This window comes from Chitinophaga sp. (genome assembly GCF_036569125.1).
Lineage (GTDB): Bacteria > Bacteroidota > Bacteroidia > Chitinophagales > Chitinophagaceae > Chitinophaga.
In genome coordinates this window covers 1-15,395 of record NZ_DATCRF010000758.1, presented here as the reverse complement: position 1 = coordinate 15,395, position 15,395 = coordinate 1, and the positions used below count along the sequence as shown (strand labels likewise).

General features: G+C 48.0%; 15 protein-coding genes. 9 read left to right on the top strand and 6 right to left on the bottom strand.

Annotated features, from left to right (window positions below):
- Positions 1 to 740, bottom strand: a 740-nt coding sequence (gene hemG, locus VIM87_RS28075; protein ID WP_332000191.1) for a protoporphyrinogen oxidase, incomplete at its 3' end; no start/stop codon positions are given.
- Positions 741 to 931: 191 nt separating this feature from the next.
- Positions 932 to 1,963: a ferrochelatase gene (hemH, locus tag VIM87_RS28070; protein WP_332000190.1), complete on the bottom strand. Its 1,032-nt coding sequence runs from the start codon at positions 1,961 to 1,963 to the stop codon at positions 932 to 934.
- 124 nt (positions 1,964 to 2,087) lie between these two features.
- Here hemH and hemA point away from each other — a divergent pair, with 124 nt between their 5' ends.
- From hemA to hemL, 7 genes are all read left to right on the top strand, one after another.
- The gene (hemA, locus tag VIM87_RS28065; RefSeq protein WP_332000189.1) at positions 2,088 to 3,434 is read left to right on the top strand and encodes a glutamyl-tRNA reductase; all 1,347 of its coding nucleotides are present in this window, start codon (positions 2,088 to 2,090) and stop codon (positions 3,432 to 3,434) included.
- Positions 3,435 to 3,442: 8 nt separating this feature from the next.
- Positions 3,443 to 4,363 carry a hydroxymethylbilane synthase gene (gene hemC, locus VIM87_RS28060; protein ID WP_332000188.1) on the top strand — a complete coding sequence of 307 codons (921 nt, stop codon included), beginning with the start codon at positions 3,443 to 3,445 and terminating at the stop codon, positions 4,361 to 4,363.
- Positions 4,353 to 5,069 (top strand): uroporphyrinogen-III synthase, encoded by a 717-nt coding sequence (locus VIM87_RS28055; protein WP_332000187.1) that lies wholly within the window; start codon positions 4,353 to 4,355, stop codon positions 5,067 to 5,069. The genes hemC and VIM87_RS28055 overlap by 11 nt, the downstream gene beginning before the upstream one ends.
- A gap of 9 nt (positions 5,070 to 5,078) precedes the next feature.
- Positions 5,079 to 6,104 carry a uroporphyrinogen decarboxylase gene (gene hemE / locus VIM87_RS28050; protein ID WP_332000186.1) on the top strand — a complete coding sequence of 342 codons (1,026 nt, stop codon included), beginning with the start codon at positions 5,079 to 5,081 and terminating at the stop codon, positions 6,102 to 6,104.
- Positions 6,105 to 6,201: 97 nt separating this feature from the next.
- Positions 6,202 to 7,113: an oxygen-dependent coproporphyrinogen oxidase gene (gene hemF / locus VIM87_RS28045; RefSeq protein WP_332000185.1), complete on the top strand. Its 912-nt coding sequence runs from the start codon at positions 6,202 to 6,204 to the stop codon at positions 7,111 to 7,113.
- Positions 7,114 to 7,171: 58 nt separating this feature from the next.
- Positions 7,172 to 8,143 carry a porphobilinogen synthase gene (gene hemB / locus VIM87_RS28040; RefSeq protein ID WP_332000184.1) on the top strand — a complete coding sequence of 324 codons (972 nt, stop codon included), beginning with the start codon at positions 7,172 to 7,174 and terminating at the stop codon, positions 8,141 to 8,143.
- Positions 8,144 to 8,178: 35 nt separating this feature from the next.
- Positions 8,179 to 9,471, top strand: a complete 1,293-nt coding sequence (hemL, locus tag VIM87_RS28035; protein WP_332000183.1) for a glutamate-1-semialdehyde 2,1-aminomutase — start codon at positions 8,179 to 8,181, stop codon at positions 9,469 to 9,471.
- A gap of 71 nt (positions 9,472 to 9,542) precedes the next feature.
- On the opposite strand, the gene VIM87_RS28030 is transcribed toward hemL, so the two are convergent.
- The 4 genes from VIM87_RS28030 to VIM87_RS28015 form a co-directional block, all read right to left on the bottom strand.
- Entirely contained in the window at positions 9,543 to 10,112 is a 570-nt protein-coding gene (locus VIM87_RS28030) for a FecR family protein (RefSeq protein WP_332000182.1), read from the bottom strand.
- 91 nt (positions 10,113 to 10,203) lie between these two features.
- Entirely contained in the window at positions 10,204 to 10,995 is a 792-nt protein-coding gene (locus tag VIM87_RS28025) for a dienelactone hydrolase family protein (protein ID WP_332000181.1), read from the bottom strand.
- A gap of 141 nt (positions 10,996 to 11,136) precedes the next feature.
- Positions 11,137 to 11,931: an O-methyltransferase gene (locus VIM87_RS28020; RefSeq protein ID WP_332000180.1), complete on the bottom strand. Its 795-nt coding sequence runs from the start codon at positions 11,929 to 11,931 to the stop codon at positions 11,137 to 11,139.
- A gap of 258 nt (positions 11,932 to 12,189) precedes the next feature.
- Positions 12,190 to 12,927: a glycosyltransferase family 2 protein gene (locus tag VIM87_RS28015; protein ID WP_332000179.1), complete on the bottom strand. Its 738-nt coding sequence runs from the start codon at positions 12,925 to 12,927 to the stop codon at positions 12,190 to 12,192.
- A gap of 156 nt (positions 12,928 to 13,083) precedes the next feature.
- On the opposite strand from VIM87_RS28015, the gene VIM87_RS28010 reads away from it, so the two are divergent.
- Together VIM87_RS28010 and VIM87_RS28005 are read left to right on the top strand one after the other, a co-directional pair.
- Complete coding sequence (locus tag VIM87_RS28010; protein WP_332000178.1) at positions 13,084 to 14,343, top strand: hypothetical protein; 1,260 nt, start codon at positions 13,084 to 13,086, stop codon at positions 14,341 to 14,343.
- Positions 14,344 to 14,517: 174 nt separating this feature from the next.
- On the top strand, positions 14,518 to 15,395 hold an 878-nt coding region (locus tag VIM87_RS28005; protein WP_332000177.1), incomplete at its 3' end, for a hydrogen peroxide-inducible genes activator.

Below are 15,395 nucleotides of genomic sequence, written 5' to 3'. Positions count from 1 at the left end.
CTGTTATATTGTACAGTATAACCATCTGCTGCAGCTGTAACGCCGGTTACGCGGCTGTTATAACGCACCGGGGTATTCAATAATTGCTGTAAACGATCGGTTAGTGTTTCGTTCCCACCTTTAAAGGCAATAATTTTACGGCCGCCCATCAGCCCTTTGTTCTTAAAAAGCCCCTTGGTTACACTGCCATACTCCTGCTCCCATTTGGGTAAAAAGGGCAATACTTCCTGCACAGATAAACGTGCAGGGTCTCCGGCATAAATACCGGACAGGATGGGATCAAACAAATAATCGCTGATCTCCTTATTAAAACGGCGCTGTACAAAGCTGGCCACGGTTTCCTCGCCGGTGGCCGGTTGCGGCTTCCGGAAACGTTCCGTGAACAGGCGCCATTTGGCCCCGCCGCTGATGTATTTAGACGATAATATTTTTACAGGATTCGGAGATACCGGGTGTAAAGCGCCATCCCGCACCAGGAAACGGTTCTTGCTAACCGCTGCTGCTTCCATCACCTCTGCCTCCAGCCCGATCTCTTTGATAAAGGCCATGGTAGCCGGTGTAGCACCAATAGAATTGGGGCCGGCATCCAGTGTAAAACCATCTTTTTTAAGGGTACGGATCACTCCACCGGGTGTATTACCGGCTTCCAGTAACAGATAAGGAAGGTTACGTTTCTGCAGCTCGTAGGCAATGGTTAAACCGGTTAAACCGGCGCCGGCGATAAGGGTGGTGTTGTTCATGAGGAAGTTTTTTAAGTTGGCAGTAGCCTATTAGTTAGTTGGCAGTTGCCAGTAGGCAGTTGGCAGTCAGAAGCACTTTACCAATTACCGGTTATAAGCTAACAGCACCTGCTATAATTCCAGGCACGTAAAGATTTCAATGCGATCTACTACCCTACTGCCAACTGCCGGCTGCCAACTGCCAACTACTCTTAACCCGCCAGCTTTGCGCACCACTTCACTACCGCCTGTACCCATAGCGGGTGCACATTCAAACAGGGGATCATCGTAAAGCTATCTCCCCCATTGCTGATAAAGGAATGCTTGCCTTCCACGGCAATCTCTTCCAGCGTTTCCAGGCAGTCAGATACAAAAGCAGGGCATACTACCAGCAGCTTCTTTTTACCTTCTTTGGGCAGCTCTTCCAAACGCGCCGCAGTATAAGGCTGCAGCCATTCTTCCCGGCCCAGCCGCGACTGGAAGGATACGCTCCATTTATCGGCCGGCAATCCCAGTTTGGCCGCTACCAGCTCTGAAGTATTTTTCACCTGGTGGCGATAGCAAAACTCATGGGCCGGTGATTGCACATGGCAGCAGTCATTTACCTGCAGGCAATGTTTGCCGGTTATATCACCTTTTCGTATATGCCGTACCGGTACACCGTGGTAGCTGAACAGCACATGATCATAATCCTGCTGCAGGTAGGGCCGCATGCTTTCCGCTACTGCATTAATATAATCGGGTTCATCGAAGTAAGGCGGTATAACGGTAAGCTTGAACGGGTAGTTTTTCTTTTTATACACCTCTTTGGCGTATTCCGCAGCCGTTTCGTAAGATGACATGGCATAATGCGGGTACAAAGGCAGCAGGATCACCTCTTTCAGCTGCGGATTTTCTTTCAGTAATTTATCATATGCAGCTGCAGGCGAGGGCGTGCCATAACGCATGGCTATTTCCACCGGCATCTGCAGATCATGCTGCACAGCCTTTTGCAGCTGTTTGGTTAATACGATCAATGGAGAGCCTTCCTCCCACCAGATGGAACGGTAAGCCTCTGCCGACTTAGGCGCACGCCGCGGCACAATGATACGTGTAACCAGCAGCCAGCGGAATAGATAAGGATAATCTATTACCCGTTTATCCATCAGGAATTCGTTCAGGTAACGCTGTACATCGGGAACCGAAGTAGAATCAGGCGATCCCAGGTTCATAAGCACTACGCCTACATCAGATCTTGCTTCCATTTATCAGAAATTGTTGCAAAAGTAACGGTTCTATCATGCGAATAAACAATGAAATGTCATACAATTGTTAGAATACAGGCGCAGCAAAGCTGATAAAAATCATTTTTTAAGAAGCCTTACTACCATGAGTAGAAATGACACACTAATGACCAGCTACATGCCTTATGTTACTGCACTTGCCAGTATTTTTGCAGCCGGAAGCTTATATATTAAAATGCAGGTTGCGTATTCAAAAGATATTACCAATTTTCATAGTATTGGGATCAACTACAAAAAAACAGATGCTGCTATCAGGGGCTTATTCGCCATTAACCAGGCGCAATACCTGAGCCTCCTGGAGCATGCGAAAGCTGCGCAACTGGATGATCTTTTTGTACTCTCTACTTGTAACAGAACAGAAATATATGGGTTTGCACCCGATGCACAACAGCTGATGGACCTTGTATGCAAGGTAACCAATGGCGATTGTAACCTGTTTGCACAACTGGCTTATATACGCTCCGGTGAAGATGCCGTGAAACACCTGTACCAGGTAAGCACCGGCCTGGATTCACAAATACTGGGCGACTATGAAATAGTAGGCCAGATCCGCACGGCCTCCCGCTTTGCCAAGAACCATGGCTGTTTGGGCGGGTTCTCCGAAAGGCTGGTGAATAGTGTTTTACAGGTATCCAAATTAATTAAGAACGAAACAGGACTGAGCGCCGGCACCGTATCCGTGGCATTTGCCACCATACGCTTACTGGAAAAAAAGGTGCCGGATATACAAAATAAAAAGATCGTGCTGGTAGGTGTAGGCAAAATAGGCCGTAACACCTGCAAGAATATGATCAGCTACCTGGGCGCACAGGATATTACCCTCATTAACCGCACTGCCACTGTAGCCGAAGAATTTGCCTGTGTGCACGGTTTAAAGTTTGCACCATATGAAGAAATGGTGCCGGCCCTTCAGCAGGCCGATGTAATACTGGTAGCCTCCAATGCGCCACACCCTACGGTGCTGGCATCTCACTTACAGGCTGCTGCTACACCTAAGCTGGTGATCGACCTCTCTATTCCCTTTAACGTGGAGCCTGCCGTGGGCGGGCTTTCTCATGTAGAGCTGGTGAATGTGGATGAATTATCCAGGGTACAGGATGAAACCCTGCAGATGCGCCAGAAAGAAGTGCCCCGCGCACAGGAGATCATAGAAGAGCATATGGCCGAATTCCTGTACTGGTATAAAATGCGCAAGCATGCCGTGGTATTAAAAGCAGTAAAAGATAAGCTGCAGGAGATCCATACACGCGAAATACAGCAGCAGAAGAACGGCGCCCAATACGACCTGGAAGATGTAGAAGAAGTATCTTCACGCATTATACAAAAAATGATCAACCTGATGGCAGGTAAAGTACGCAAGGAAACCGAAAAAGGCGACCTGTATATCTCCATGATCAACGACATTTTCGAGACCGGCATAAAACAGGATTAATACAATTCATGCAAAAAGAAATACGGATAGGTACACGGGAAAGCCAGCTTGCCCTGTGGCAGGCTAATTTGGTAAAGGATCTGTTAGCAGCGCAGGGATTTGCCACCACCCTGGTGCCCATAAAAAGCGAAGGCGATATAGACCTGGTTACACCCCTGTATGAAATAGGCGTACAGGGCATTTTTACCAAAACGCTGGACATAGCCCTGTTGAACAACCGTATAGATATTGCAGTACACTCCCTGAAAGACGTTCCTACCCAGCTGCCGAAAAATATTATACAAGCCGCCGTACTGGAAAGAGGCCCTGTAAAGGACCTGCTGGTATATAAGCAGGATACCGCTTTTTTGGAACAGCCTGGTTATACAGCCAATGTAGCTACCAGCAGCCTGCGGCGTAAAGCCCAGTGGCAGCGCCGGTTTCCGCAGCACCAGATCCATAACCTGCGCGGCAATGTGAATACGCGCCTGAAGAAGCTGGCAGAAGAGAACTGGGACGCCGCTATTTTTGCAGCCGCCGGTTTAGAGCGTATTCATTTACGCCCGGCGCAATCCATTGAGCTGGACTGGATGCTGCCTGCACCAGCACAAGGCGCTGTGGTAGTAGTGTGCCGGGAAGATGATACTTTTTGCCGGGAAGCCTGCGCCCCCTTACACCATACCGTAACCGCGCTTTGCACACAAATAGAAAGAGATTTCCTGCGCACTTTAATGGGCGGCTGCACTACGCCCATCAGCGCATATGCACATATAGAAGGTGATACCTTACATTTTGCCGCTGAACTCAGCAGCCTGGATGGGCTTACCTTCCTGGAAGCCCACCGGCAGGTACCGGTGCAACAGGCCGCTGACCTGGGAAAAACTGCCGCTGAAGAGATCCTGGCAAAAGGCGGCGACAAAATAGTAGCCGCTATCAGAGATGCAAAATAAACGCCCCCGCATATTATGCACCAGGCCTTTGCCGGAAAGCCTGCTGGAAACGGCAGCCAGCCAGGGTGTGGATATAACAGTGGAAGCGTTTACGGAAATACATCCCATTGTATCAAAAGAGGTGGCAGATATTATATTTCCATTACTGCAGCAGCGCATTACCCTGGTATTTACCAGCGCACATGCGGTAGAGATCCTGGAAAAACATTATCTGCAGCAATCAAATGTACCGGGCCTGTGGGATATTTGCTGCCTGGAAGCAGGCACCCTGGATGCAGTGAAGGAAGCGCTGCCGCAATGCACCATTAAAGCCACTGCAGCCAATGCTACTGCGCTGGCCAATGCCATTACAGCATTGGGAGATGTAAAAGAGGTATACTTTATTTGCGGCAAACAACGGCGGGATGAGCTGCCTAACATACTGCAGCAACACAACATTACCGTGCATGAATTAGTGGTGTATGAAAATGCCGCCACGCCTGCAAAGATGGATACTGCATATGACGGTATTTTCTTTTTTAGTCCCAGCGCAGTACAGAGCTTTTTTTCAGCTAACACACTGCCCGCAGCCACCATTTGTTTTGCGATAGGCGAAACCACCGCTGCAGCATTACGGACTGCGGCCAACAATAAGATCATTATCAGCGGAAGCCCCAGTGCTGCTGCACTGCTGGCCACCGCTACAGCATATTTTAACAAACCTTAACTGCAACGAATGAGCGCTTTGAAGAATGACCTTTTGCTGAGAGCTTTACGCGGAGAAAAAACAGAACGCACGCCTGTATGGATGATGCGCCAGGCCGGCCGCTACCTGCCGGACTATATTAAACTGCGCGACAAATATTCATTTTTTGAACGCTGCGAAAATCCCGAGCTGGCCACAGAGATCACGGTAATGCCCGTAGATCAGGTGGGCGTAGATGCCGCCATTATATTTTCAGATATACTGGTAGTGCCGCAGGCTATGGGACTGGAAGTGCAGTTAATAGAAAAGCTAGGCCCTTTGTTACCGGCCCCCATTAAAGGTGCTGCCGATCTGAAACGGGTATGCGTACCCGATGTAAAGGATAAGCTGCATTATGTATTTGATGCGCTGCGCCTTACCAAACAAACCCTGGCCGGCCGCGTGCCGCTGATAGGTTTTGCAGGCGCCCCCTGGACACTGCTGTGTTACATGGTACAGGGCAAAGGCTCCAAAACATTTGATGAGGCTAAAGGTTTCTGCTACCAGCAGCCTGAAGTAGCGCACCAGCTGCTGCAAATGCTCACAGATACCACTATTGCTTACCTGAAAGAACAGGTAGCTGCCGGCGCAGACCTGGTGCAGCTGTTTGATTCCTGGGGCGGTTTACTGAGCCCGGAAGATTTTGAAACATTCTCTTTACAATATATGCGGCAGATAGTGGCTGCGCTGAAAGATGTGTGCCCTGTGATCATGTTTGCCAAAGGCGCCTGGTTTGCGCTGGAAGAAATGGCTGCCACCGGCGCACATGGCTTGGGTATTGACTGGAGCATACAGCCACAGCGGGCCCGCGCTTTTGCAGGCAACAATGTAACCCTGCAGGGTAACTTTGATCCTGCCAGGCTGCTGCTGCCCATCCCGGAAATTGAAAAGGCCGTAAAAGCTATGTTAAAAGCCTTTGGCCCGCAGCGGCATATTGCTAACTTGGGCCACGGCATTTTACCGAATATTCCGGTTGATCATGCGAAGGCGTTTGTACAAACAGTAATTAATAATTAATAATGAACAATTAATAATCGTAAGGCTGTTTTTACGCGCAGCACCGGCGTTACGTCTATTAATTATTAATTCTTCATTATTAATTAAAATGGAACCCATGTCTATAAAAGAATCCTTCATATCGTTCATAGGTAGCTTACAGGATGAAATATGTACCGCGCTGGAAGACATTGACGGTAAGGCAAGCTTCCGGGAAGACCGCTGGGAGCGGCCCGGCGGCGGTGGCGGCAGATCGCGGGTAATTGCAGATGGCGCCGTGTTTGAAAAAGGCGGTGTAAATACCTCTGTAGTACACGGCGCTTTGCCGGAAGTAATGGCCCAGCAGTTTGGCGTGCAGGACAGCCAGTTTATGGCTTGTGGTATTTCACTGGTGATACATCCGCTGAACCCATTTGTGCCTACCGTACACGCTAACTTCCGTTATTTTGAGCTGTATGATAAGGAAGGGAATCTGAAGGATAGCTGGTTTGGCGGCGGCGCAGACCTTACACCTTATTACCTGTTTGAGGAAGATGGCAAACATTTTCATCAAACCTTTAAAAATGCCTGCGATCCCTTTGGGAAAGAGCTATACCCGCAGTATAAAAAACATTGCGATGAATATTTCATCAATAAGCACCGCAATAATGAAGCCCGCGGCATAGGCGGTATCTTTTACGATTACCTGCGGCCGGACGCTAACAGGAGCGCTGAACAGCTGTTCCAGTTTGCACAGGCTAATGGCAACGCTATCTTACCGGCTTACCTGCCTATTGTGAAAAAAACCAAAGACCTGCCTTTTACTACTGTGCATAAAGACTGGCAGGAATATAGGCGTGGCCGTTACGTGGAGTTTAACCTTATCCACGACCGCGGTACGTTGTTTGGCTTAAAAACCAACGGGCGTATAGAATCTATTTTAATGAGCCTTCCGCCCCGGGCCCGCTGGGAGTACGACTATCATCCCGAACCGGGCAGTAAGGAGGCAGAGCTGCTGGAATATTTAAAGCCCCGGGAATGGGCGAACTAATGTGCAGATGTGCGGATGGGCAGATGATTAAATAATAAGAAGATTAAACTTACTGATTATGATACGCAGAAACAGAATACTCAGAACTTCCCCGGCCATACGTGCCATGGTAGCGGAAACAATATTAACGCCCAGCGATTTTATTGCCCCGTTATTTATAACAGAAGGAGAAAATGTGCAGGAAGAGATCAGCTCTATGCCCGGTTATTTCCGCTACTCGCTGGAAAATACCGTGAAAGAAGCCAAGCTGTTGTGGAGCATGGGTATTAAAAGTGTATTGCTGTTCATTAAATGTGCTGATGAGCTGAAAGATAATTTAGGCACGGAAGCGGTGAACCCCGAAGGGCTGATGCAGCGCGCCATCCGCAGCATTAAGCATGCTGTTCCGGAAATGGTGGTGATGACGGACGTAGCGCTGGACCCTTACTCCTCCTACGGGCATGACGGTATTGTAAAAGGCCAGGAAATTGTGAACGATGTCACCGTAGAGGTGCTGGCCCGCATGAGCCTGAGCCATGCACAGGCCGGTGCCGATATTGTAGCGCCCAGCGATATGATGGACGGCCGCATACTGGCCATCCGCAATATATTGGAGGAAAATAATTTCGACAAGGTGGGTATTATGGCCTACAGCGCCAAATATGCCTCCTGCTTTTACGGCCCCTTCCGCGATGCGCTGGATTCCGCACCCGGCTTTGGCGATAAGAAAACCTACCAGATGGATTATGCCAATACCAAAGAAGCCATCAAAGAAACCCTGATGGATGTGGAAGAAGGCGCTGATATTGTGATGGTAAAACCCGCCCTCTCCTACCTGGATATTATACGTACTATTAAAGACCGTGTAAACGTACCCGTTAGCGCTTATCATGTAAGCGGCGAATACTCCATGGTAAAGGCCGCTGCTAAAATGGGCTGGCTGAATGAAGAAAAAGCCATCCTGGAAATACTGACCAGCATTAAACGCGCCGGCGCTGACCTTATTGCTACCTATTTTGCCAAGGATGCGGTAAGATTATTGCAGGCATAACATAACTATGTTTCACCCTTCACACAACAAACACCATGTATTTTCAAAGTAAACTGTTATTTGAAAAGGCGCAGGAGCTGATCCCCGGCGGGGTAAATTCACCGGTACGTGCATTCAAAAGTGTAGGCGGTACGCCCATCTTTATGAAACACGCCAAAGGCGCTTATATGTATGATGTGGATGGTGCACGCTACCTGGATTATATTAACTCCTGGGGCCCCATGATCTTAGGCCATGCCTATGAGCCCGTGGTAAAGGCCATACAGGAATATGCCACCTACTCCACCTCTTTTGGCGCACCTACAGAGCTGGAAATTAAAGTGGCAGAGCAGATCGTGAAAATGGTGCCTAATATTGACCAGGTGCGTATGGTGAACTCCGGTACAGAAGCCTGTATGTCGGCCCTGCGGCTGGCGCGTGGCTATACCGGGCGTAACAAGTTCATTAAGTTTGAAGGTAATTATCATGGCCATGCAGATGCGTTCCTGGTAAGCGCAGGCAGCGGCGTGGCTACACTGAACATACAGGCTGTGCCCGGCGTTACGCAGGCCGTGTCGGAAGATACTTTAACAGCGCCCTACAACAACCTGCCTGCTGTAGAACAGCTGATAGCGGATAACCCGGAGCAGATAGCCGCCATTATTGTAGAGCCGGTAGCCGGTAACATGGGCTGTATACTGCCACAGCCGGGCTTCCTGGAAGGTTTGCGCCAGCTGTGCGATGCCAATGGCATACTGCTGATCTTTGACGAGGTAATGACCGGTTTTCGCCTGGCCCGTGGCGGCGCACAGGAGCTGTTCAATATAAAGGCCGACCTGGTGACCTTTGGGAAGATCATTGGCGGCGGCATGCCTGTAGGCGCTTTTGCCGGCCGCAGGGAAATTATGCAGCATATTGCACCTGCCGGTAAAGTGTACCAGGCCGGAACGCTGAGCGGTAACCCTATTGCCATGATAGCCGGTTACACCGTGCTGCAGATCCTGGATGAGCATCCCCAGATATACAGCCGCCTGGAGGAGAAAAAAGATTACCTGGTAAAAGGCCTGCACGAAGCCCTGGGCGCAGCGGGCATTGTACACCAGATCAATCACGTAGGTTCCATGCTCAGCGTGCATTTCGCAGAGTACCCTATTATTGATTTCAGCGCTGCTTCCGGCGCCAGTAATGAGCTGTTTAAACGTTTCTTCCACGCCATGCTGGAAAGGGGTGTGTACCTGCCGCCCTCTGCTTTTGAAAGCTGGTTCTTAAGCAATGCGCTTACCCAGGAGGACCTTGATTTCACTATAGATGCAACAAAAAAGGCTATTAAAGCCATTACAAATAGTTAACAAATCAATCCAGTGCAGCGTGAAAAAGTCCCGGCCAATGTGCCGGGATTTTGTTTTATGGAAGATGTTATTTACTTATGGATGATGGGCTGCCGGGATGCTGGGCGCACCTGCACACTATCTCCGTTGTATTCCAGCGTTTCGCCGGGCTGCAGCAAACGGTCGGTCAGCTTTTTATCTTTGAAATGAATATGAAGGCGCCCGTTATTCAATGTAACCCGTATCTGCTGCTGATGGGCTTTTACGCCAAACTCAGTGCCGGTGGCTATAATGTCCAGCGGAGCAGTGTGTACTACAAAAGGCCGTAAATGCTGATCGGCTTCCTTTTCCCGTACTACGGAAAAAGCAGCTTCTCCTTTCAGCCATACTTCCCGCTGCTCCCGCTCATTAAAATGCTGGCGGTAGCGTAAGGTAGAGCTGGCATCCAGCAATACTTCAGAAGCATCCGGCAGCAGCACTTTACGGTTGCCGGCATCACCGGTGCGCACCTGCACCATGTTCATGCCAAACCATTGCCATAAAATAAAGGAAAGCACAAAGAGGATCACTGCAGCCACCCACATCCACTTGCCATACCAGAACTGGCGGCGGATCTTATCATAGAACGTGGGAGGAACATCGAGAGTTTGTTCTTGATTCATAATTATGAATTACGAATGATCAATCATGCACAACATTTTTGATCTAGCTCCATTATGCACAACTAACGCTGCGTAATTTACAAAAAAGCATTTATTTATGATGTTTGAATAACCAGGGCACTAATCCGGGTTCTGCGAAAGCATTATCCCAGCTGTTGTGGCCTACGCCAGGGTATTCTGTATACTTCACCTCTCCATGCAGGCGTTGCAGCTCAGCATAAAAATCGCGGGAAAACTGTACCGGCACCACAGGGTCAGCACCGCCATGGAAGATCCATACGGGTATTTTTTTTGCATAATTAGCCGCGGTTTTTGCATCACCGGCTCCGCAAATGGGAAAAGCAGCGGCAAATACATCGGGGTAGCGGGCTATCATATCAAATGTGCCCATACCGCCTAAAGAAAGGCCGCCAATGTACACCCGCCTGGGATCCACCTTACCGGATGCCAGCAGGCTATCCAGCAGGGCTTTTACCAGCGCACCCGGTTTAGGCTGCGGCACATCTGTTGGAAAATCGGCCCCGGTAACCTTACCCGAAGTATCCCGTTTTAGCCGGAAAGGCGCCCAGGTCATATTCGGCGGGCATTGCGGGAATATTACAATAGCCGGGAATGCCTTCCTGAGGGAATCTTTCAGGAACAGCGCACCGCCATGCAGCAGCTGTGCGGCATTATCCCTGCCACGCTCACCGGAGCCATGCAGGAAAATAATAACCGGGTATTTTTTATAGCTATCGTAATGCAAAGGCTCCAGCATACGGTATTGCAGGGTATCGCCATCTTTGTAAAAGCTTTCACGGCTGTAAGCGCTCATATCCACATCCTGGGCCTGCATATAAAATATATTCGTAAACGTTAGCGCAAATAATAAGAGGTAACGCATGGGGAAGTTTTGTTTAAATTACGAATTATTCAATTACGAATTACGAATTATGTAGTGCGGATGGCATATTGGAGCTAAAAACATAAGAATGCCCCGGCGGAGAAATATAACCCACAATCTCCGCGGCATTCCAATTCGTAATCAGTACTTCAGTATAAAGTGTTGTTTCACCTTCACTTCCGGCCTGAAAAATACCAGCCCAATGAAAAACAGGTCAATGGTGAGCGTTACGCGCGGGTGCTGCTGAATGGCGGCCCAGGCTTCTTCCATGCCCGGCGTCCAGTGAATATCGTCAAAAATAAACAGTGATTGATCGTGCGCCTGGGTCAGGCATTGTTCAAAATAAGCCAGGGTAGGGTCTTTACGATGGTTGCCGTCAATAAACACCCAGTCCAGCCGGGGCTTTTCCTGCAGCAGGGCGGGGAGCACATCATCAAAATTACCGGTGCGTTGTTGAATATTCTTTATATCCAGCAGCTCAAAGTTCTGACGGGCGCGGGCTGCAATATTGGGGCAGCCTTCAATGGTCAGCACCTGCGCATCGGGTTTGGCCAGGGCCATATAAGCGGTGGAAAGGCCCAGTGAGGTGCCTAATTCCAGCAGGTATTGCGGCTGCAGGTATTGCACCAGGCGGTAGAACAGCTGCCCGAATTTAGGCGGTTTGGCTGCATGGCGGGCAATGTCGCTTACTTTACGTACGGTACCGGCGCCGGTGAGCGAGCCGGCTCCCAGGTCCGTAACCGTTAGCTCCTCTTTGGTTTGCAGCAGCTGCCGGCGCAGGGCCTCCACTTCCTTGAATATATTGGGCTTACTTTTATCGCGCAGTACTTCTTCTATCAAAGCATACACAAAAGGCGAATGCACATCGTGCCGGTTGCCCGCGGTAAAATAGTAGCGCAGGTATTTTTTAGCAAATTCTAATTGGTGAGCCATCATCTGATTTACGATTTCAGATTTACGATTTTAGATTTTTTGCCCTACACGTATGGTGTAATTCAATCTAAAACCGTAAACTGTAAATCTAAAATTGTTTTATCTACGATCTCAGATCCTGCCAACTGCGCATAATATCCGCCGCATTCGATCTAAAACCCTAAATCTAAAATTGTTTTCATCTACGATGTTAGATTGAATTGCGGCGGTTAAGTATGGCCGGTCAAAATCTAAAATCGTACATCTAAAATCTAAAATTGTTTAATAGATCTTCCCCCTGATCCATCCCCAGCGGTGCAGGCGGTGCTGCAGCGATACCCGCAACACGCCCAGGCCATAGATACTGCTACGCCGGAAATTAATGCTGGACGCTTCTTCAAAATACTTGGTGGGGCAGGTAACCTCTCCTATTTCATACCCTTTCATGAAGATCTGCGATATCATTTCATTATCAAAAATAAAATCGTCGTTATTATCCATGTAACGGATGTTCTCCAATACTTCGCGGGAAAAGGCCCGGTAGCCGGTATGATATTCACTCAGCTTCTCGTTAATAAGAATATTCTGGGTCAGGGTCAGGAACCGGTTAAAAATATATTTATAAATGGGCATGCCCCCTTTCAGGGCGCCTTTTCCTAAAATACGGGAACCTAACACTACCGGGTATACCCCGTTTGCAATAATACTGCACATGGCCTGTATGAGCTTAGGAGTGTATTGATAATCAGGGTGTACCATAATTACAATATCAGCGCCCAGCTCCAGGGCTTTGTTATAACAGCTCTTCTGGTTACCGCCATATCCCTTGTTACGGTCATGGCGGATAACATGCTGAATACCCAGCTCCCGGCCTACCTGCGCAGTATCGTCCCGGCTGGCGTCATCTACCAATACCACCTCATCTACAATGTCAAAAGGGATCTCCCGATAGGTTTTTTCCAGCGTTAATGCTGCATTGTAGGCTGGTAATACCACTATTATCTTTTTACTATTCAGCATAAAAAGTGGCCATTTGGCCTGCAAATATAACAGGAAACCTGGCAATCGTACCTATCAAATAAAATCGTACTATCTTTGCACCGGAATTTATTTTTGGCACCATATTTTCTTAACATATTGTTAATAAAAAGCGAACACTGCATGAACTTGCTTTATATGAAAAATGCTTCAAGATGTGTTTCCCTGTTTTCTCTGATGATAAGCGGCTTTGTGACGGCCCGGGCCCAGGAAAAACCGAAAGCAGATACGGTGCCGGTAACGGTGACACAGCCACAGGAAATGCGGACCAATATCCGGACAGCAGACACCACCATCAGGAAGCTTATTGAAGACCTGCAGAAAGTAGCAGACAGCGACCGGCAAAACTCCAGCGCCATTCAGGGTTTATTACAGGGTAAGGAAATAGATAACCTGACCAAATACGAGCTGATTAAAAATAACCTGATCAATGCCAGCGAAACCTACTACTTACTTAACAAAAAGATAATTGACTTAAAATCACGTACCACTACCAATAACCTGGACGTGTTCATTACTGCGCTGAACAACCCGGAAAGTAAAGAGCTGGGCTTTTCCTTCAGCGACCGTATTGTAGAACTGGTAGAAAAAATAGTGCTGAAGGGCAATGCAGACAAAGGCGAGAAAAATGGTAAAATAGTGGAATCCACTAAATCCATTATCAACAGCCCTATTTTCCAGAGCTTTACCTCATTAACGCCTCCCCTGGCTATTGCCAATTCCGTAATGAACTTCCTGCACAGTGTAAGTGTGAACAATAAACAGATCAATCAGAAAACGCTGCAGGAATTTGAAAAGGAGCTGAATAAATACGTAGTGTACTATACGGCATTAAATGATGCCAACCAGAAATTTGAGTTTGGCCTGAACTTCAACAAAGATCAGCTGACCCTGTTGCAGGATAACCTGTATGATCACCTGATGTTCACTGCCAGCGCGCTGAAATTTCAGCTGCCGCAGCGGGGCAACAAACCCATTGGAGAAACCATGAATGATTTTTTCCTGGACTTCAAAAAAGAAAAGGTAGTGGATTTCTTTAGTCAGCTGGAAACCAAATACTCTAAAGGCAAACGCATAGATTATGAATTGCTGCTGCGCGAAAATCCGAACCTGAAAGAAGTGAATAACCAGCTGGAAGACCTGATCCTGCAAACCAAACGTTTTGAGAACCTGTATAACGAGTACTTTACCCTGCTGGATTCTTACTACAGCAAAGTGAACAGCTCTCTGAAAATAGCGCAGGACAACGGTTTGGCCGCACAGAATATAATTGACAGCAAGCAGGCGGAGTTCCGTAACCTGAAGAATGAAGCCGTGGGCGATATACAAGCCTCTATTAACATTAAGGAGCTGTATAACAATACGGATAAAGTTAAATACCGCTACCGCATCTTTTAACTACGAATTAATCAACTACGAATTGAGTATACCATATTTAAATTTTGCATTTTAATTAGGAGTCCTGCATTTAGTGCAGGACTTTTTTTTGCGAAGAATCCATTCGTAATTCGTAATTGATTAATTCGTAATTATAGATATTATCGATACCTTTAACCTATAAAATAGGGAACAATGACCACTGTACAACTGGAATACATTGTAGCGGTAGATACGTACAGAAGCTTTGTGGTAGCAGCAGAAAAGTGTTTCGTTACACAACCTACCCTGAGCATGCAGATACAGAAGCTGGAAGATGAACTGGGTATCAAGATCTTTGACCGGAGCAAGCTGCCGGTAGTACCAACAGAAATAGGCATCTCTGTAATAGCGCAATCCCGCGTAATATTAAAAGAAAGCTCCCGCATCAAGGAAATTATTGCAGGCCATAAAAAAGAGATCCAGGGCAACCTGAAAGTAGGTATTATCCCTACGCTGGCACCTTACCTGCTGCCGCGCATTCTTACGGGCTTCATGAAAAAATATCCCAAGGTTAAGCTGGAAATATGGGAGTATCCTACAGAGCAGATCATGCAGCAGCTGAAGCTGGAACTGCTGGATTGCGGCCTGCTGGCCACTCCCCTGCATAATCCCAACCTGGAAGAGCAGCCGCTGTTCTATGAATCCTTTGTGGTGTATACCGCTAAAAGCAATGAGCTGTTCAGCAAGAAATTCATTAAGCCGGAGGACCTGGATGTAAAAGAAGTGTGGCTGCTGAATGAAGGGCATTGTATGCGCAACCAGGTATTGAACATTTGCCGTGATAAATTTACCATGGGCGAGTACAAAAACCTGGAATACAATACCGGCAGCGTAGAAACCCTGAAAAGAATGGTGGACCTGAATGAAGGATATACGATCCTGCCGGAGCTTTCCCTGCAGGACCTGAGCACCCGCCAAATGAACATGGTACGCTATTTTAAGACGCCGGAGCCGGTGCGGGAGATCAGTTTGGTCACTCACCGCTTTTTCATTAAACAGGCGCTGATCGGGGCCTTTAAAAAGGAAATACT

What these genes read in the sequence shown, in the direction of transcription:
- hemH (WP_332000190.1), bottom strand. Translation starts at nt 1,963, where the DNA reads ATGGAAGCAAGATCTGATGTAGGCGTAGTGCTTATGAACCTGGGATCG.
- hemA (WP_332000189.1), top strand. Translation starts at nt 2,088, where the DNA reads ATGAGTAGAAATGACACACTAATGACCAGCTACATGCCTTATGTTACT.
- hemC (WP_332000188.1), top strand. Translation starts at nt 3,443, where the DNA reads ATGCAAAAAGAAATACGGATAGGTACACGGGAAAGCCAGCTTGCCCTG.
- VIM87_RS28055 (WP_332000187.1), top strand. Translation starts at nt 4,353, where the DNA reads ATGCAAAATAAACGCCCCCGCATATTATGCACCAGGCCTTTGCCGGAA.
- hemE (WP_332000186.1), top strand. Translation starts at nt 5,079, where the DNA reads ATGAGCGCTTTGAAGAATGACCTTTTGCTGAGAGCTTTACGCGGAGAA.
- hemF (WP_332000185.1), top strand. Translation starts at nt 6,202, where the DNA reads ATGTCTATAAAAGAATCCTTCATATCGTTCATAGGTAGCTTACAGGAT.
- hemB (WP_332000184.1), top strand. Translation starts at nt 7,172, where the DNA reads ATGATACGCAGAAACAGAATACTCAGAACTTCCCCGGCCATACGTGCC.
- hemL (WP_332000183.1), top strand. Translation starts at nt 8,179, where the DNA reads ATGTATTTTCAAAGTAAACTGTTATTTGAAAAGGCGCAGGAGCTGATC.
- VIM87_RS28030 (WP_332000182.1), bottom strand. Translation starts at nt 10,112, where the DNA reads ATGAATCAAGAACAAACTCTCGATGTTCCTCCCACGTTCTATGATAAG.
- VIM87_RS28025 (WP_332000181.1), bottom strand. Translation starts at nt 10,995, where the DNA reads ATGCGTTACCTCTTATTATTTGCGCTAACGTTTACGAATATATTTTAT.
- VIM87_RS28020 (WP_332000180.1), bottom strand. Translation starts at nt 11,931, where the DNA reads ATGATGGCTCACCAATTAGAATTTGCTAAAAAATACCTGCGCTACTAT.
- VIM87_RS28015 (WP_332000179.1), bottom strand. Translation starts at nt 12,927, where the DNA reads ATGCTGAATAGTAAAAAGATAATAGTGGTATTACCAGCCTACAATGCA.
- VIM87_RS28010 (WP_332000178.1), top strand. Translation starts at nt 13,084, where the DNA reads ATGAAAAATGCTTCAAGATGTGTTTCCCTGTTTTCTCTGATGATAAGC.